This window comes from Pseudomonas sp. PH1b, assembly GCF_000633395.1.
Taxonomy (GTDB): Bacteria; Pseudomonadota; Gammaproteobacteria; order Pseudomonadales; family Pseudomonadaceae; genus Aquipseudomonas.
The window spans coordinates 48,432-66,430 of record NZ_AYMU01000022.1; the positions used below are offsets into that span (position 1 = coordinate 48,432).

General features: G+C 63.9%; 17 protein-coding genes. 9 read left to right on the plus strand and 8 right to left on the minus strand.

What is annotated here, in order from left to right; translation table 11 throughout:
- Window positions 1-36: 36 nt before the first annotated feature.
- From U873_RS0127680 to U873_RS0127695, 4 genes are all read right to left on the minus strand, one after another.
- Window positions 37-1,161 (minus strand): agmatine/peptidylarginine deiminase, encoded by a 1,125-nt coding sequence (locus U873_RS0127680; RefSeq protein WP_025131338.1) that lies wholly within the window; start codon window positions 1,159-1,161, stop codon window positions 37-39.
- Between the two features lie 96 nt (window positions 1,162-1,257).
- Window positions 1,258-2,361, minus strand: a complete 1,104-nt coding sequence (locus tag U873_RS0127685) for an extracellular solute-binding protein (protein ID WP_025131339.1) — start codon at window positions 2,359-2,361, stop codon at window positions 1,258-1,260.
- Between the two features lies 1 nt (window position 2,362).
- Window positions 2,363-3,271, minus strand: coding sequence for an N-carbamoylputrescine amidase (gene aguB, locus U873_RS0127690; protein ID WP_025131340.1), 909 nt, complete (start codon window positions 3,269-3,271; stop codon window positions 2,363-2,365).
- A 3-nt stretch (window positions 3,272-3,274) separates the two neighbouring features.
- A complete protein-coding gene (locus tag U873_RS0127695) occupies window positions 3,275-4,327 on the minus strand; it encodes an agmatine deiminase family protein (RefSeq protein ID WP_025131341.1) in 1,053 nt (350 codons plus the stop codon).
- A 138-nt stretch (window positions 4,328-4,465) separates the two neighbouring features.
- Between U873_RS0127695 and U873_RS0127700 the strand changes: the two genes are divergently transcribed.
- Complete coding sequence (locus U873_RS0127700) at window positions 4,466-5,332, plus strand: LysR family transcriptional regulator (protein WP_025131342.1); 867 nt, start codon at window positions 4,466-4,468, stop codon at window positions 5,330-5,332.
- A 124-nt stretch (window positions 5,333-5,456) separates the two neighbouring features.
- Window positions 5,457-6,077 (plus strand): LysE family translocator, encoded by a 621-nt coding sequence (locus U873_RS0127705; protein WP_025131343.1) that lies wholly within the window; start codon window positions 5,457-5,459, stop codon window positions 6,075-6,077.
- 17 nt (window positions 6,078-6,094) lie between these two features.
- Here U873_RS0127705 and U873_RS0127710 read toward each other — a convergent pair whose 3' ends face one another.
- Window positions 6,095-6,976 carry a LysR family transcriptional regulator gene (locus U873_RS0127710; RefSeq protein ID WP_025131344.1) on the minus strand — a complete coding sequence of 294 codons (882 nt, stop codon included), beginning with the start codon at window positions 6,974-6,976 and terminating at the stop codon, window positions 6,095-6,097.
- Between the two features lie 123 nt (window positions 6,977-7,099).
- On the opposite strand from U873_RS0127710, the gene U873_RS0127715 reads away from it, so the two are divergent.
- The 5 genes from U873_RS0127715 to U873_RS0127735 all read left to right on the plus strand — a co-directional run bounded on the left by U873_RS0127715 (window position 7,100) and on the right by U873_RS0127735 (window position 12,142).
- Window positions 7,100-7,627 (plus strand): GNAT family N-acetyltransferase, encoded by a 528-nt coding sequence (locus U873_RS0127715; protein ID WP_025131345.1) that lies wholly within the window; start codon window positions 7,100-7,102, stop codon window positions 7,625-7,627.
- 111 nt (window positions 7,628-7,738) lie between these two features.
- Window positions 7,739-8,449 (plus strand): FadR/GntR family transcriptional regulator, encoded by a 711-nt coding sequence (locus U873_RS0127720; RefSeq protein WP_025131346.1) that lies wholly within the window; start codon window positions 7,739-7,741, stop codon window positions 8,447-8,449.
- Window positions 8,450-8,581: 132 nt separating this feature from the next.
- A complete protein-coding gene (gene lhgO / locus U873_RS0127725) occupies window positions 8,582-9,775 on the plus strand; it encodes an L-2-hydroxyglutarate oxidase (protein WP_025131347.1) in 1,194 nt (397 codons plus the stop codon).
- A 154-nt stretch (window positions 9,776-9,929) separates the two neighbouring features.
- Window positions 9,930-11,258, plus strand: a complete 1,329-nt coding sequence (locus U873_RS0127730; RefSeq protein WP_025131348.1) for an MFS transporter — start codon at window positions 9,930-9,932, stop codon at window positions 11,256-11,258.
- An 86-nt stretch (window positions 11,259-11,344) separates the two neighbouring features.
- Entirely contained in the window at window positions 11,345-12,142 is a 798-nt protein-coding gene (locus tag U873_RS0127735; RefSeq protein ID WP_025131349.1) for a nucleotidyltransferase domain-containing protein, read from the plus strand.
- A gap of 181 nt (window positions 12,143-12,323) precedes the next feature.
- Here U873_RS0127735 and U873_RS0127740 read toward each other — a convergent pair whose 3' ends face one another.
- The 3 genes from U873_RS0127740 to mqo all read right to left on the minus strand — a co-directional run bounded on the left by U873_RS0127740 (window position 12,324) and on the right by mqo (window position 15,799).
- Entirely contained in the window at window positions 12,324-13,106 is a 783-nt protein-coding gene (locus tag U873_RS0127740) for a DeoR/GlpR family DNA-binding transcription regulator (protein ID WP_025131350.1), read from the minus strand.
- Window positions 13,107-13,173: 67 nt separating this feature from the next.
- Complete coding sequence (locus U873_RS0127745; RefSeq protein ID WP_025131351.1) at window positions 13,174-13,896, minus strand: GNAT family N-acetyltransferase; 723 nt, start codon at window positions 13,894-13,896, stop codon at window positions 13,174-13,176.
- Window positions 13,897-14,161: 265 nt separating this feature from the next.
- Window positions 14,162-15,799: a malate dehydrogenase (quinone) gene (gene mqo, locus U873_RS0127750; RefSeq protein WP_025131352.1), complete on the minus strand. Its 1,638-nt coding sequence runs from the start codon at window positions 15,797-15,799 to the stop codon at window positions 14,162-14,164.
- A 658-nt stretch (window positions 15,800-16,457) separates the two neighbouring features.
- Between mqo and U873_RS0127755 the strand changes: the two genes are divergently transcribed.
- The gene (locus U873_RS0127755; protein WP_157838128.1) at window positions 16,458-17,333 is read left to right on the plus strand and encodes a hypothetical protein; all 876 of its coding nucleotides are present in this window, start codon (window positions 16,458-16,460) and stop codon (window positions 17,331-17,333) included.
- Window positions 17,330-17,968, plus strand: a complete 639-nt coding sequence (locus tag U873_RS0127760) for a hypothetical protein (RefSeq protein WP_025131354.1) — start codon at window positions 17,330-17,332, stop codon at window positions 17,966-17,968. The genes U873_RS0127755 and U873_RS0127760 overlap by 4 nt, the downstream gene beginning before the upstream one ends.
- Window positions 17,969-17,999 lie beyond the last annotated feature (31 nt).

A 17,999-nucleotide genomic window follows, 5' to 3' on the forward strand; every position in this document is an offset into this window, starting at 1 on the left:
TTCATCAGCAGACCACTTTACGAGCCTCAGCGAACCTCACACCTCGGGCTGGTGATGGGTCACGCAGAGGATGCCGCCGCCACCGGCAGCGATGGCGTCGATGTCCAGTTGGATCACCTTGCGCCCGGGGTACAGGCTGCTGAGCAGGTTGAGGGCCTTGGTGTCGGCGGCCGAGTCGCCGAACTGCGGGGAGATCACCGCCCCATTGATCACGAAATAGTTGATGTAGCCGGCGGCGAAATCGTCATTGCCCCGGCTGAAACGACTCTTGCGCGGGTTCAGTGGCGGCGACACGGTGTGCACCTGCAGCTTGCGCCCGTCGGCATCGGTGGCGTTGCGCAGGATCTCCAGATGCTTGAGGGTCACGGCGTGGTCATAGGAGTCCGGGTCGTTGTCGAGGTTGGCCAGCACCACCCCGGGTTCGATGAAGCGCGCATAGAAGTCGACGTGGGCATCGGTGATGTCCTTGCCCTTGATCCCCGGCAGCCAGATGATCTTGCGCAGCCCAAGGCGGGCCTTGAGCTCTGCTTCGACCTCGGCCTTGCTCCAGCCGGGGTTGCGGTTGCCGTTGATCCAGCTGCTCTCGGTCATGATCCCGGTGCCGTGGCCATCCACCTCGATGCCGCCGCCCTCGCCCACCAGTTCGCTGCGCAGGTAGAGCGCTTCGGCGGAATCGGCCATGCGCCGGGCCAGGCGCGCATCCTTGGCATGGCGCTGCTTGTTGCCCCAGCCATTGAAGTTGAAATCCACCGCGCCCAGCCCACCCTGGCCATCGACGACGAAGTTGGCGCCGATGTCGCGCATCCAGATGTCGTCCAGCTCGGTGACCACGTAGCTGACGTTGCGGCTGCCGCACAGCTCCTCTGCCAGGTCGCGCTCGGAAGCACGGCAGAACACGGTCAAGGGTTCATAGGCGGCGATCGCCCGGGCAATGCGCCCGAGGGCTTCTTGTACATCGCCGGTGAAGTCTTCCCAGATGGCGTCCTGGGCGCCGAAGGCGATATAGGCCTGGCGGTGGCGGTCGCCCTCGTCGGGCAGGTACCAGCCTTCCTGCTCCTGGGCTCGGGCCCGGCTGGCGTCGAGCCCCAGGCCCAGGGACGCCATGGCGCCGAAACCGGCCAACAGTGAGGCCTGCTTGATGAATACACGTCGGGTGGGCATCGGTCTTACTCTCGAAAAGGGCTGTAGATACGTTAGTACAGAGTGGTGAAAGCCCGCGGGCCATCAATCGACGACCGGCGGGGATATGGCCCGCGGCTACTTGACCGCCGCGGTCTTGAACTTGGTCCAGGTGCGCATGCGCGCGCGCATGTCGGCCTGGGGAATATCCTTGCCGGGAATCAGCCGCTCATAGGTTGCCGCGTCCAGGTAGATATCCGGGTTGTTGCGCATCTGCGGATCGACATCCGGCCGCGCCTTGGCGTTGGCCGTGGGGTAGCCGGTGAAGTTGCTGATGGCCGCCATGTTCTGCGGGCGCATGACGAAGTTGATGAAGGCGTAAGCGTACTCCGGGTGCCGCGCATCCTTGGGGATCGCCATGTTGTCCATCCACACCGTGGTGCCCTCGCGCGGTACGCGGTACTCGAAGTCGACCTGCTTGCCTGCCGCGTCGGCGGTGCGCTGGGCCTGGGTCATGTCGCCGCTGTAACCCAGGGACAGGCACAGGTTGCCATTGACCAGGTCGGTCACCGGTTGGGACTGGAACTTGCGGATGTAGGGGCGCACCTTGAGCAGCAGTTCACTGGCCGCCGCCAGGTCCTCGGGCTTGGCGCTGCGCGGCTCGCGTCCCAGGTAGTTGAGGACCACCGCCAGCACCTCGTCGGGGGAGTCGATCATCGAGATGCCGCAGTCGGCAAACTTCGCCGCCAGCTCCGGCTTGAACAGCAGGTCCAGGCTGTTGACCGGGGCATTCGGCAGGCGCTGGGCGATCTGCTGGGCGTTGTAGGTCAGGCCGATGGTGCCCCAGGTATAGGGCACGGTGGCCTGGCTGGCGTGGGGGTAGTGGCTGCGCAGTTGCTGCAGGCCGGGCTCGATGTCAGCCAGGGCGGCGATCTTCGTCGGGTCCAGGGCCTGCAGGCTGCCGGCCCGCATCAGCCGCTCGGCCACGGTGTCCCCCGGGAAGATCAGGTCGTAGCCACTGCCGCCGGTCATCAACTTGGCTTCCAGCACCTCGCTGCCGTCCATCACGTCGTAGATCACCTTGATCCCGGTTTCAGCGGTGAACTTGGCCAGGGTGTCCTCGGCGAAGTAATCCGCCCAGTTGTACAGGCGCAGGGTCTGGTCATCGGCCTGGGCCGACGACAGTGCACTGCCGAGCAGCAACCCGAACGAGGCCAGCAAGCATGGGTGAGTGATGTGCATGTCAAACCCCTTGGTGGGTCCAGCGTGGGTCCAGGTGACGGCCGTCCAGGCTCAGCAACGCGCCGTACATGTCGGGGCGGCGGTCGCGGTAGATGCCCCAGGTCAGGCGTTCCTCGCGCATCGCCGCCAGGTCCAGGCCGTGCAGCAGCACGCCCGGGGTCTGGCGATCGGCTTCAGCCAGCAGGCGCCCCTTGTGGTTGCAGATGAAGGACGAGCCATAAAAGCTCATCTGCAACGCCGGGTCGGTAGTCGCCACTTCACGGCCGACGCGGTTGGCGGCCACCACCGGCAGCAGGTTGGCAGCCGCATGGCCGCGCATGGTCATCTGCCAGTGATCACGGGAATCCAGGTCGGCGGCGCCGGGCTCGGAGCCGATGGCGGTCGGGAACAGCAGCACCTCGGCCCCCTGCAACGCCAGGCAGCGGGCGGTCTCGGGGAACCACTGATCCCAGCAGATACCGATCCCCAGGCGGCCGAAGGCGCTGTCCCAGACCCGAAAGCCCGTGTCACCGGGGCTGAAGTACTCCTTCTCCTGGTAACCGATGGCGTTGGGGATGTGGGTCTTGCGGTAGACCCCGAGCAGACGGCCATCGGCATCGGCCACGCTCAGGGAGTTGAAGCAGGCATTGCCGGCCCGCTCGTACCAGCTCAGGGGCAGCACCACCCCCAGCTCCCCGGCCAGGGCGGCAAAGCGCTTGAGCACCCGGCTGTGGGCGTATTCCTCGGCCAGCTCCAGGTGCTTGTGGTGCTGCTCGATGCAGAAGTACGGGGTGGCGAACAGCTCCTGCAACAGGATCACCTGGGCGCCCTCGGCCGCCGCCTGGCGCACCAGTTGTTCGGCCTGGTCGAGGTTCTGTTCGAGGTTCCAGCTGCAGGGCATCTGGGTAGTGGCAACGGTCAGGATCGTCATGGTTCAGCCCTTTACCGGCCAGGCCGGCTGCTGCTGGGTGATGCAATGCACCCCGCCGCCGCCATGGGCCAGGTGATTGATTCGCACCGGCACCACTTCACGCCCCGGGAACGCCAGGGCCAGCACCTCGGCCGCCTCGCGGTCGGCGGCGATGCCATAGGCCGGCATGATGATTGCGCCATTGACGATATAAAAGTTGGTGTAGGACGCGCAGAACACTTCGGCCTGGGTGTCCACCGCCTCGCTGGCCTCGAACAGTTCGAGCATTTCAAAACTGCGGCCCCGGGCGTCCCGCGCCAGTTGCAGGGCACGACGGTTCTCGCGCACCACTTCGGCGTACACCGAGTCCGAATCGCGGGTGGCATCCACCAGCAGCACCCCGGGACGGGCAAAGGCGCAGATGCCGTCGACATGGCCGTCGGTCATGTCGCCAGTGACGTGATCCGGATCGCCCGGCAGCCAGATGGTTTTCTTCACCCCCAGCAGGCGGCTGAAAATCTCCTCGATCTCGGCCTTGCAAAGGCCCGGGTTGCGGTTGGGGTTTAGCAGCACCGATTCGGTGGTGATCAGGGTGCCGTCACCGTCCACATGAATTGCCCCGCCCTCGTTGGCCAGGGGCGTGCCGAAGCATTCCAGGTCCAGGGAGTTGAGCACTCGGCGGGCCAGGCTTTCATCCAGATCGTGGGCCGACTTGCCGCCCCAGGCATTGAAGCGCCAGCTGACGCCCGCCAGCCCCTGCTGCGGATGCGCGATGAAACTCGGCCCGGAGTCGCGGCACCAGCTGTCGTTCACCGCCAGGGGAATCAACTCGACATTGGCCCCGCACAGGGCACGAGCGCTCTCCAGGGCCGCAGGGTCGACCACCAGTTTCACCGGCTCGAAGCGCGCAATGGCATTGACCACCCGGGCGAAGTCTTCCTGCACCTGAGCCAGGGTCACGCCCCAGCCGGACTCCCAGAGCGCCTGGTTGTGTGGCCAGACCATCCAGGTGGCGGCGTGCACGGCCCACTCCGCGGGCATGGACCAGCCGTTATGTTGATTGTCATTGCGCAGCATGGGCATTGCACCTCTCAGTTAAGGTTTTGTTATCAGCCAACAAAACACCAATGTTCGATAGCGCCCATGCTATGGCTTTGAAAAAGCCGCAACAAACGATAGATTTAGCCCATTACTGATCAGCTGGACTTATCAATCATGTTGAAACACTGGCCACCTCTGAATGCCTTGCGCGGCTTCGAAGCTGCCGCGCGCCTGGGCAGTTTCCACAAGGCCGCCGAAGAACTGCACCTCACCCAGTCGGCCATCAGCCAGCAGATCCGCAGCCTGGAAACCTTCCTCGAACAGCCGCTGTTCTTCCGCACCGGGCGCAGCGTCAGCCTCACCGATGCCGGGCATGACCTGCGCAGCACCACCCAGTCGCTGCTGCAGCAACTGGCGGTGGGCATCCGTCGCCTGGAGCAGTACCGCAAGCCCAACCAACTGGTGGTCAACACCACCCCGGCGTTCGCCCGCCACTGGCTGCTGCCGCGCCTGGGCGAGTTCCATCGCCTGCACCCGGAGGTCGACCTCTGGCTGTTCACCTCCTTCGAGCCGCCGGACATGAGCACCCAGACCATCGACCTGACGATTCGCGACGACCTCAGCGCCCAGGCCGAATGCAGCTACCTGGAGCTCTACAGCGACCGCCTCTACCCGGCCTGCCACCCGCGCCTGCTGGAACAGCCACGGGAATGCCGCACCACCTTGCACGGCGAACGGGAAATGGACTGGAGCCACTGGGTGGTAGAAGGCGGCGCGGACATTGGCCAGGGCAGTAGCGGGTTGAATTTTTCCGACCCCGGGTTGCTGCTGGACGCCGCCTGCGCTGGCCATGGGATTGCCCTGGTCAGCCAGTTGCTGGCCGAGCAGGCGCGTAACGAGGGGCAACTGGCGCCGCTGTGCGAGCAGAGCGTACGCGGCCCGACCTGGTCCTGGCTGATTCATCGGGACAGCGAAGGCAGCGCCCTGACCTGCAGTTTCAGCCAGTGGTTACAGGGGGCGCTGCACGCTCAAGAGAATTAGAACACCTGCACCCGCACTACCGGGCCCGATGCAAAACCATTTTCGATTTTTGCCGGTAACCCGAACCACGGCGACGCCTTAAGCTGGCGCCGGTGCAATCCGCACCGTCATTGAGGAGCCGTCCGTGCCCCCTGTCCACGACATCAACTGGCCGCTGTGGCTGTCGACCATGCTGCCCATGGCCCTGAGCGCCGGCCCCGGCAACCTGATGGTGGCCAGCTCCGGCGCCCAGAGCGGCGTGCGTCGTTCTCTGCGTTTTATCCTCGGGCTCGACCTGACCTATTTCCTGCTGGCCTTGCTGGTGGGGCTGGGGCTGTATCACAGCCTGGCGAACCAGCCGCAACTGCTGTGGGGGCTGCGAGTCGCCGGCAGCCTGTACATTTTCTGGCTGGGCCTGCGCCTGTTGCTGCGGCCCCTGCGCAAGCCTGGCGAACAGGCCGTGACCCTGCAGTTTCGTGACGGCGTGGTGCTGCAACTGGGCAATGTGCAGGGCCTGGTCATGTTGCTGGTGATGTTCTCCACCTTCAGCCCGGGAACGGACGTGGGCAGCACCGTGGTGCTGACGCTCAGCGCCGCACTGATCGCGGTGAACCTGTTCGGTCATCTGCTCTGGGCCTGCCTCGGCTCAAGCCTGCAGGTCCTGCTGCGGGCCCGACCCAGGCTGCTGCTGGCCCAGAATGCCCTGTTCGGCGTGATGCTGATGGCGGTGGCAATCTGGATCTTCCTGCGCAACGGCACTGCCTAGCCGCAAACGCGCAACACTCACTCCCCGCACAACCCATGGCGCGCCAGCAAGTCGCAGAGAAACTCCACCACCCGTTCGACCCGCTCCTGGCCCTGGGTCGCCAGGTTGCGCAGCAGCCAGATATCCGCCCGGTGGGGCGGAGTCTGGGGCAACACCCGGTGCAGGCCCAGAGGCTCTGCGATGTACACCGGCAAGGCGGCAATCCCCAACCCCGCCTGCACCGCCTTGAGTTGCGCCTCCAGGTTGCCGGTGCGCATCCACAGCGGCTGGTCGCCGCTGAGCTGATCCAGCCAGCGGGCCAGGGGCATGTGGGCCAGGGTCTGGTTCCAGCCGATCAGCGAATGCTGGCGCAAGTCCGCCGGCTTTTCGGGGCAGCCATGGGCAGCGGCGTAACCCGGGGAACAGAACAGCGCCTGGGTCAACTCGCCAACCCGGCGCAGGGTGAAGTTGCCGGCTTCCGGCCGTTGCAGGCGCAGCAGCAGGTCGCTGTGACTCTGGGTGAGCTTGACCGAGCGCGCCGCATTGACGAAATCGAAGCGGATCTGTGGATGCTGCAAGCGAAACGGCGCAAGCGCGGGAATGATCAGGTGGCTGCCCATCAGCTCCGGGCAGTCGATGCGCACCACCCCCGCCATGCGCGCTCCAGGCCGGGACAGTTGGCGCTCCATCAGCCGGAAGCGCTCCTCGGCCTCCAGGGCCATGGGCAGCAGGGCCTGGCCGGCCTCGGTGAGGAAATAGCCCTGGGTGGTCTTGAGAAACAGCACGCTGTTCAAGGCCTGCTCCAGCATCAGGATCTTGCGCGAAACCGTCGAGGCCGACACCTTCAGCACCTGCCCGGCGTCGGTGATGTTGCTGGCATTGGCGACGGCTATGAAAAACCGCAGATCGTCCCAGTTCACGCTTACCTGCCCTATCCCTGAAAACCCAGGCCGAGGATCTTATGCGAAAAAAGTACCGCAGAGGTCAGACTTTTCTCCGGTAAAGTGGCCCAGGTCTTTGCTGCCAACGGATCTGGAGCCCCCATGCTGGAACTGCATTCCCCTCGCCTTCACCTGCGCCCCTTGAACGCCCATGACTGGGACCTGTTTCTGGCCCTGCACAGCGACCCGGAAAACCTCCGCTATGTCTGCGATCCGCTCTCCCGGGCGCAGATCGAGGAGCGTTTCACCTCGCGCCTGCCCCACTGGGACATGGATGCGAGCCATTGGCTGTGCCTGGTGATCCGCGACCGCCACAGCGGCGAAGAGCTGGGCTTCACCGGCCTGCGGGTCAGCGACCGGCCCAGCGCCGAAGCCGAGGTCGGCTACCTGCTGGCCCCCGCTCATCAAGGCAAGGGCCTGGCCACGGAATCCCTGCGCACGCTGATGGAGTACGCCCGCCACAGCCTGGGTATCAAGCGCCTGGTGGCCACGGTCACCGACGGCAATGCAGCGTCGTGCCAGGTCCTGGAGCGCTGCGGTTTTGTCTTCCAGCACTGTGATGAACGAGCATTCCAGAGGGGTGGCGAAGTGTTCGACGACCTGATTTTCAGCTGCCCCCTGACCGCCTGAACCCGAGCTTGTCAGCCCCCTCCCAGGCCTGCCCGGTGCGGGTTTTTCTTGACAGCGAAAAATCCCAACGGCTATTGTCTGACAACCTGACTACCAAGGCTTTACCCTCCCATGCTCGAACTCCAGCGACCCGACTCTCTCGTTGTGCGGGTGGTCAATGCGATCCGCACCGAGATCGATTCCGGCCGCCTGGCCCCCGAATCGCGCCTGCCTACCGAGCAGCAGCTGGCCGAGCAGTTGAACGTCAGCCGCTCGGTGATTCGCGAAGCCATTGCCCAGCTCAAGGCCGACGGCGTGCTGATTGCCCGTCGTGGCCTGGGCTCGTACATTTCCAAGACCCCGGCCGGCACCGTCTTCCGCTTCCCGCAAACCCGAGGCCGTCTGGCGGACCTGGCGCAGATGTTCGAAATGCGCCTGTGGATCGAGACCCAGGCCGCGTCGATCGCCGCCCAGCGCCGCGACGCCGCTGACCTGCAGCGCATGCAACGAGCCCTGCAGGAAATGCACGACCAGCGCAGCGACCTGGAAACCGCCGCCCTGGCCGATGTGGAGTTCCACCGGGCCATCGCCGAAGCCAGCAAGAATGACTATTTCGTGGCTTTCCATGATTTTCTCGGCAGCCAGCTGGCCAGTGCCCGCAAGACCGCCTGGGAAAACTCGGCACTGCCCCAGGTAGGCGGTTCGGCGGATGCCATCCAGGAACATCAGGCGCTGTACCAGGCCATCGCCGATGGCAACCGGCAAGCGGCCGCAGCCTGCGCCGATGCCCACTTGCGCGCATCGGCCAAGCGCCTGGGCCTGGAACTGCCGACTACCGATTAACCATTGCTAGAAAATTCACGCCTCACGCTGCACGTTTGACAGCCGGCGCAAGCCTGCAGAGTTTTGTCGGATTAGTTAGTCTGACAACCTGATAACCAGACCTGAAACAAGTGATCCAAGGTACCCAGAACAATGATCTATGACTTTTGCATCATCGGCGGCGGCATCGTCGGACTGGCCACCGCGATGGAGATCCTCAAGCGCCAGCCCGGCGCGTCGCTGGTGATCCTGGAAAAGGAAACCGTGCTGGCCAAACACCAGACCGGGCACAACAGCGGGGTGATCCATGCCGGGATCTACTACGCGCCCGGCAGCCTCAAGGCCGACCTGTGCAAGCGTGGCGCCGAGGCCACCAAGCAGTTCTGCAGCGAGCACGGGATCAAGTTCGAGGTCTGCGGCAAGGTGCTGGTGGCGTCCAACGCCCTGGAAGTGCAACGCATGGAGGCCCTGTACCAGCGCTCGCAGCAGAACGGCCTGAAGGTCGAGCGCCTGGACGCCGAGCAACTGCGCCAGCGTGAACCGAACATCGTCGGCCTTGGCGGGCTGTTCCTCGACGCCACCGGCATCGTCGACTACCGCGAAGTCTGCGACACCATGGCCCGGGTGATCCGCCGCGACGGTGGCGAAATCTGCCTCAGCCAGACCGTGACCGCGATCCAGGAAAGCGCCGACAGCGTCACCGTCAGCACCCACGGCGGTAGCTGGCGGGCGAAGAAGCTGGTGGCCTGCGCCGGCCTGCAATCGGACCGCCTGGCGACCCTGGCCGGGATCAGCATCGACCACCAGATCATCCCCTTCCGTGGCGAATACTTCCGTCTGCCGGCGTCGAAGAACGACATCGTCAATCACCTGATCTACCCGATTCCCGACCCCGAGCTGCCGTTTCTCGGGGTGCACCTGACGCGCATGATCGACGGCAGCGTCACCGTGGGGCCCAACGCGGTACTGGGCCTGGGCCGTGAGAACTACAAGAAGTTCTCGATCAACTGGCGCGATGTGGCGCAGTACGCCAGCTTCCCCGGGTTCTGGAAAACCATCTGGCAGAACCTCGGCTCCGGCACCACCGAGATGAAGAACTCGCTGTTCAAGTCCGGCTACCTGGAGCAATGCCGCAAGTACTGCCCGTCCCTGGAAGTCGACGACCTGCTGCCCTACGAAGCGGGGATCCGCGCCCAGGCGGTGATGCGCGACGGCAGCCTGGTGCACGACTTCCTGTTCGCCGAAACCCCGCGCATGTTGCACGTCTGCAACGCGCCCTCACCCGCCGCCACCTCGGCAATTCCCATTGGTTCGATGATTGCCGACCGGATCTTCCAGGCGGATTGAAACACCCCGCGCCATGCCGTTCTTGCCCTGTGCCCAAGCACAGCCAGCAGGGCTGCGTGCCGCCGCAACACCTCCGGCAACGCCTTTTTCGGCGCGCTGGACATGGCTCGCGTCAACTCGACAATAAATACAATGATCCAAGAGGATGTACAGAATGACCGCAGTTGAAACCGGCAGTACTGCAGCGGAAACCCCACAACAAACCAAGAAGCGCCTGCGCAAGGTCGCGGCGGCGACCATCTTCGGCTCGATGCTGGAGTGGTACGACTTCTACCTCTACGCCACCATGGCGGCCATCGTCTTCTCGAAGATCTTCTTCGACAACAGCGACCCGAAGACCGCCACCCTGATGGCCTTCTCCACCTTCGCCATCGGCTTTATCGCCCGGCCCTTCGGCGGCATCCTGTTCGGCTACCTGGGGGACAAGTTCGGCCGCAAGCAGGTCCTGGTGCTGACCTTCTGCCTGATGGGCGTGTGCACCACGCTGATCGGCCTGATCCCCAGCTACGCCTCGATCGGCATCTGGGCGCCGATCCTGCTGGTGGCCATCCGCATCATCCAGGGCCTGGGGGCCGGTGCCGAGCTCTCGGGCGCGGCGGTCACCTCCTATGAACATGCCAGCGAAGGCAAGCGCGGCAGCCAGGGCGCCTGGCCGGCACTGGGGCTGAACCTGGGCCTGCTGCTGTCGTCGCTGACCATTTACCTGCTGACCATCAACGGCAACGAGTTCCTGCTGGCCGGTGGCTGGCGCATCCCCTTCGTCTGCAGCATCGTGCTGGTGGGCGTCGGCCTCTGGGTGCGCAACAGCATCCCGGAAACCCCGGAGTTCAAGGAACTGAAGAAGGACGCGCCCAAGGTCCAGGCCTCGCCCCTCAAGGCGCTGCTGAAAAATGACCTCAAGGGCCTGGGCGTGGTGTTCTTCGTGGCCATCGGCTACAACGCCCTGAGCTACATCTTCAAGACCTTCTCCCTGGCGTACCTGACCCAGTACAAGGGCGTGGACGTACACGTCACCTCGCTGTCGGTGACCATCGCCAGCCTGATCGCCATCGTTGCCGTACCGTTCTTCGGCTGGCTCTGCGACAAGTGGAGCAGCAAGACCGTGCTGGTACTCGGCGGCGTGTTCTCGCTGCTGTTCGCCTACCCGTTCCTGGCCCTGCTCAACACCGGCGAAAGCTTGATGATCTACATCGCCATCGGTGTCGGCACCGGCATCCTGGCGCCCATGATGTTCGCGCCCCAGGGTTCGTTCCTCAGCCGCCAGTTCCCCACCGCGACCCGCTCCTCGGGCTTCGGCACCGGGCGCGAGATCGGCACCGCCATCGCCGGCGGCCTGGCGCCGCTGGGTGCCCTGTCCCTGGTGACCGCCTCGGCCACCCACTCCACCGATGGCGTGGTGATCATCCTCGCCGTCGCCGCGGTGCTGGTGGTGGTGTTCGCCCTGTGCGACCAGGGCCGCAAGCACTCGGCATTCAAGAACTGAGGTTGGCGGCTCCCTTCCCAGGCCGCTGCAGCGGCCTGGGGAGACTCTGCTAAGGTGGCCGCTGAACTCGTATTACGGGCTACCCCATGTCACCCAATAGCGCATTCGGCGTCGATGCCGACGGCAGGATCAGCCTTCCCGCCGAACCACCCTTGCAACCCGAATACCGCGCCCTGCTCGACCAGCTGCGTACCGCCCTCTGCGCTCCCGCCAGCCCACCGCTGCACAGCCTCTACCTGTACGGCAGCGTCGCCCGTGGCACGGCCACCCTCGGGGCCTCCGACCTCGACCTGTGCCTGATTCTGCAAGATCCCGCCGACACCGCCCAGCTCCTGCATTTGGAAAACCTGCGCCAGACGCTGCAAGCGCGGCACCCTTTAGTGTCGAAGATCGATTTCGATATCGGCCACCTTGAACAGGTGCTGGCAACCCAGAACCTCGACAGCTGGGGCTATTGGCTCAAGCACCATTGCCGCTGCCTGTGGGGCGAAGACCTGCGCTCGCGCTTTGCACCTTTCAGGCCCAGCCGGGACATTGCCCTGGCGGTGAACGGCGACTTTCTCGCAGTGCTGAACGACTACGCCATGCACCTCGACCGCGAACAGATGCCCGCCGAAGTCCTCCGGCTGCAACGGCAGGCCTCGCGCAAGCTGGTTCGCGCCACCAACCTGCTGCGCCAGGAGCAGGAGCCGAGCTGGCCCCAGAGCCTGGATGAGCACGTGCAGCTGTTTGTGCAGCACTACCCGGAAATGGCAGGCCCCATCGACGAGTTCCGCCAGGCCGCCGAGGCGACGGCCCCCGCCAGCGTCGGTTTCAGCGACCGCTTGCGGCAGATGGCGCAATGGATGAACCAGGAACTGCCCCCGCCGTCCCCCAGGCATTGACCCCTGCAATTGCGCCGTTCCCGGCAACGGCTGCACCAGGGCTTGGCCCCCGATCAGCCCCGCGAGGCGCTGACCCAGGATCAGCAGGCCGCCCTGGAACCGAGGTCGCCGCCGGACAACGATTTCTGCGGGTCCCGCAGAGCCGACCAGACCCAGACACTGCTCTGCCAAGGCCGCCGGATCAGACCTGCAGCACCTCGATTCCCAACTGGCGATAACCTTCGATATCCACACCCGACGCCTCCTGCTCGGTCACCAGCCGGTGCAGGCGGTTGCACGGCACCACGACAAAGGGCTCCATGGCCCCGAGCTTGTCGGCGGTGGTCACGGCGATGACCTCGCTGGCACTGTCGAACATTGCCTGCTTGATCGGCACCTCGTCGAAATGCAGGGAGCTGATGCCGATCTCCGGGTGGATCGCGCAGACCCCGGTGAACAGCAGGTCGGCCTTGATCCCTTGAATCATCCGCAGTGCCTCATGGCCGCTGGCGGACAGGGTTGCCGGGTTGAGCTGGCCGCCGGCGAGTATCACCTTGACCTTGGGGTATTCGGCCAGGGCCACGGCAATCATCGGCGAGGCGGTGACGGCCGTCAGGCTGATGCCCGCCGGCAGCGACTGGGCGATGTGCAGGGTGGTGGAGCCGGAATCGAACATCACTGTCTGCCCCTCCCGCACCCACTGCACGGCGAACTGCGCCAGGCGCACTTTCGCCTCGCTGGTTTCACCCACCCGGGTGAAGTAGTCCTTGCCGCTGTCCTTAGGCCGCGGCAGCGCACCACCGTGGACCCGCTGCACCAGGCCGCCGGCATCCAGCTCCGCCAGGTCGCGGCGGATGGTGTCTTCGGAGACCGCGAAATGCCGGCTCAGCTCGGCCGCCATGACCTTGCCGTCGCGCTCCAGCAGCAGAAGGATTTTTTGCCGACGCAAGGATGGCAGCTCGGCTATCGGGTGTTGACCTTGCATGTTTATGCCCGCTATTGCGTTTTTTCGCAAAACTACACAGACAATCAGGCAAAAACAAGCAGCCCGATCAGTTGATCAACTGCGGCGCCCGTGAGCTGTACAAGGCCGCTTCTCCGAGGCGCTCGCGCACCAGCGCCTGGGCCTGGCGGGTCATCTGGTCCAGCTGCCGGTCACGTTTCTTCTCCGCTTCCAGCATCGCCTTGCGCCCATGCTGGGCCAGCAGGTAGGTGTGGATCTGCCGTACTTCCACCGATTGGTAGATCGGCGCCACATCCAGCACCGCCAGCAGGCCGTCGCTGCCGTGGTCGCGGGTGTTCATCAGCACTTGCGGGCCGCGGGCGCCCAGCAGTTGGAAGCCCAGGGCCTCGAAACAATCGACCTTGGCCACATTGCAGGCGAGCTCCGCATGCGGGTAGCGCGCCAGCATCGTCTCCAGCATCTGCCGGGCAATCCCCTGGCGCCGCTGACCTTGCAGCACCGCCATATAGGCCACGGCGCAGGCCCGGGGGTCGTCCTTGAATGGCAGGTACAGCACAAAACCCAACACCTGCTCCGGGTCCTGACTGTCGCTGGCGACCACCAACTCCACCGGAATCCCCCGGGAGCCGTCCATGGCCTGCAGGTACAGGTGCACCTCAAAACCAACGCCGTACTGGTACAGGTTGTACAGCGGGTTGCTCGGGGCAATGGCCACCGCGCTGATGTCGGTGATGTAATCCACCACCATCTGCTGGATCTGGCTCTGGATGGCTTCGGGCGGCGGGGCTTGGAACAGGGTGATGCTGGACATCGAGGCGGGGACTCCGAGGATTGAGGCGTGCCCGAAGGCTGCGGGCGCCGCCATGATAACCCGTCACGGGAGGCACAGGCGCATGACAAGTGCGCCGAACTGAACGCTGGCACTGTCGAAAAAACGGGGGATGCATCTTCAGGGAAGCGCTGGCTAGGCCAGCCAGTAGCGACCGCAGCAAAGCTGCCGCCGCTACCCAAGCGAGGGGCGGATGCACGAGGGCATCCGCGCTGCCCCGCCCGACGAACGCGGGCGGGGCCGAGGCTTACAGCGCCATGTCGGCCGCTGGGTTGCTCTCTGGTTTGGCCAGGCTGGCCGGAGCCTGAGGCGCCGCGCCCTTGACCGGCGGTGGCGGGGTCAGTTGCAGTACTTCAGCGGTGTAGGCCCATTCTTTGGCCACACGCTCAGGGCTGTCGTTCAGGGCCGTACCGTAGCTCGGCACGATCTGCTTCAGCTTCTCCTGCCAGGCCGGGGTCGCTACCTGGTCCTTGAAGACCTTCTGCAGCACGCTGAGCATGATCGGCGCGGCGGTCGAGGCACCTGGGGAGGCGCCCAGCAGGCCGGCGATGCTGCCGTCTTCGGAAGCGACGATCTCGGTGCCCAGTTTCAGCACGCCGCCCTTCTCTTCGTCACGCTTGATGATCTGCACGCGCTGACCGGCCTGCCACAGGCGCCAGTCTTCTTGCTTGGCGTTGGGGAAGTATTCCTTCAGTGCGGCGAAGCGGTCGTCATCCGACAGCATCAATTGGCCAGCCAGGTACTCCACCAGCGGGTACTGCTCGATGCCCACTTTGGTCATCGGCCAGAAGTTGTGGGTGGTGGTGCTGGTCAGCAGGTCGAAGTACGAACCTTCCTTGAGGAACTTGGTGGAGAAGGTGGCGAATGGGCCAAACAGGATCACTCGCTTGCCGTCCAGCACACGGGTGTCCAGGTGCGGAACCGACATCGGTGGCGCGCCAACCGAAGCCTTGCCGTAGGCCTTGGCCAGGTGCTGCTCGGCCACGCTGGCGTTGTCGGTCACCAGGAACGAGCCGCCCACCGGGAAGCCGGCGTATTCGTTGGCCTCGGGAATGCCCGACTTCTGCAGCAGGTGCAGGGCACCGCCGCCGGCGCCGATGAACACGAACTTGGCGTCGGTCTCGGTTTTCGAACCGTCTTTGAGGTTCTTGTAGGTCACGCGCCACGAGCCATCGGTGTTGCGCTCGATCGCCTGCACTTCGCTGGACAGCTTCAGGTCGAAGTTAGGCTGGGCCTGCAGGTGCGCGACGAACTGGCGGGTGATCTCGCCGAAGTTGACGTCGGTGCCGATCGGCGACCAGGTGGCGGCGATCTTCTGCGCAGGATCGCGGCCTTCCATCATCAATGGAACCCACTTCTTGATCTGCTCGGCGTCTTCGGAGTACTGCATGCCGCTGAACAGCGGGCTGGCTTGCAGGGCTTCGTAACGGGCCTTGAGGAACTTGATGTTGTCATCGCCCCAGACGAAGCTCATGTGCGGCGTGGAGTTGATGAACGAACGCGGGTTCTTCAGGACGCCGTTCTTGACCTGCCAGGACCAGAACTGCCGGGAGATCTGGAACGCTTCGTTGATCTCGATGGCCTTGGCGATCTCGATCTTGCCGTCCTTGCCTTCCGGGGTGTAGTTCAGCTCAGCCAGGGCAGAGTGACCGGTACCGGCGTTGTTCCAGCCGTTGGAGCTTTCTTCTGCGACGCCATCCAGGCGCTCGACCATCTCCATCGACCAATCCGGTTGCAGCTCGTTGAGCCAGACCCCGAGGGTCGAACTCATGATGCCGCCGCCAATCAGCAGTACATCCACTTTCTTGGGCTCAGCCGCGTGCGCGGTCGTGAGGCCTATGGACATCGCCAGCCCGATCAGGGCCGTGTTCACCTTCTTAAACATTGTTTAGTACCTACGATAGAACGCCATCCGCCGCCCCATCCTCGATCCTGCACGGCCCCGGATGAATCCTGGACTCGCCCATTCAAAAGAACTGGAGGGTGGGCACACAAGGCCGACGAGACTGGCTCGACCTCAGTTTTATATCGCTCCGGCGCTGACTTCTTATCGTTTTTGGCTTCAGCTACTTGAGTGACACGTGTTTCTCAGGGCTCGTCACGGGACGCAACCCACAGGCCGTTCGGCCCCAATCCTGCCCCTGCGCCGGCGTCGCTGGACGCACAACGATGGCGCCCGTTGTCACAGGGGCCAGCAGGAGAAAAAGGGTCGGGGCTGACCAGAAACGGTCAACGAACACTGCCTGACATCAAGCTCGACGGGCTTGCCAAGACACTCCCGCACGCTTGCAAAGGACCCGATCAGGCCATTTGAAGCAAAGCACAGGGAAGGTATTTTTGCACAAACGATGAACCGATTCAGCGCAAGAATATCATTACGGCATCAGCCTGTCTTGGCTGGAACCACTGCCTGGGCCTTGTGCAAAGCCGCGATTTTCTACGACTCCCGCCGCAGGCAATGCGTCACAGCGACGCTGGCTTGAGCAATGCCCTGAAAGACTGGCACCAGCCCCAAAGAAGCATCGGGGCCAGGCGCCCAGAACGTGATCAACTTGGTGCCAAGCCTTATCGGGCGGGCAAAAAAACCTTTGTGTTCTAGCCAGCACCAAACCAAAACGCCATTATGGCGCTCGATAAAACTCATAGAAGCCAATGGAATGCTGCACGCCTTTTGCCACGGAAAAAGCCGCCTGTTCAAACGTTACCTCGGACACCGGGATGAAGGCGAAACCAGAGTCTGTGAAGAAGATGAAATCACCGCTTTGATCATGGGGCCGCTGGACTATCTACCTGCCCAAGCCATCGGTGCATTCTGGAGTGCCGTGGTCGAACAAGGCGGGCAGTACCCAGCGCTGCCCTTCCCTGCCGGCCCTGTCGACCGGGCGCGTATGCACTTCTGGCCACGCCGAGGCGTCGAGCCGGACCTGTTTGTCGAACTGCATTGGCCCAGCGGGGAACGGCGCCTGCTTCTAGTGGAGTTCAAATGGAATGCACGCCTGAGTGGTGATGATCAGTTGCATCGACAGTGGCAGGAGTTCCTCTCGCCCTGCGAGCGTGATGAGGCGTATCACCTGTTTATCGCCCCGGAACTCAGCGCCGGCCTGAACGCCCTGAGCGAACAGGACATCTGGAATGGGCGGCTTCTGCTACGGTCGTGGACTTCGATTATCAGCATATTGCGCAACCTCACAGGTCCCGAAGCGGTGCTGCTGCAGCGCTGGTCGATCCAGGTCTGCCGTTTTCTCGAGCAACTGGGGATCAAGCGTTTCCAGGGGTTTACCCAACTCAGTGCTCCTCCCCCCATCAACAGCCCTACGGTTTTCTGGACCCCAGTAAACGGCTTCGCCACACTCAAACCGCCTGCCCCTCTGCCATCCACCCAGCACTCTTCTGCCTTTATCTGGAGCTCCATGCCATGACCATGATGTCCGACCTCGGCAAGGCGATCAGCGAAAACATCGCGTTCGTCAGCAAACTTGGCGCCGAATGCGACCGTCTGGCGCAACTGATCAGAGAGGAAGTCAGCCGCCTGCTGCTAACTTCGGAAATCGCCCGGCGCTACCGCGCAGGCGGCGAGTGGATTCAGGTCAATGCCGAAGATGACCATGGCTGGGTAATCACAGATATCTCCAGTTCATTGCCCCTGGTCATCAAACCCAAGCGCTCCGTTAGCGACTACCTGATCGTGCAAATCAGCCTTACCGGCATGGGAGTCGATGCCCTCGATAATCACGAACCCCTAATACACATCGGCCGGTTCAACGCCCCCATCGATTTCGACATCATCCACATGATATTTCCACTGGATGTCGAGGACAGTGACGAGCCGGACCTGGAAAACCAGCGACTACTGCGCTGGCCAGATGGCTACTGGTGCTACAGCCTGCGCCTGACCGATATCAATAGCCCCGCTGATGTTCAGCGTTGCATTATCAACCCCATGGCCGCGTTGCTGCTGGAGAACAGCGCGGTGAAGCGGCTGTCGGAGGCCGGTGCAGTCAGGTACGCAAAAGTACCGAAGGAGCCCGGCCAGTTCCGGGCATTACCCCGCTGACAAACACCCTGAACCGCAACACGCTCTGAAC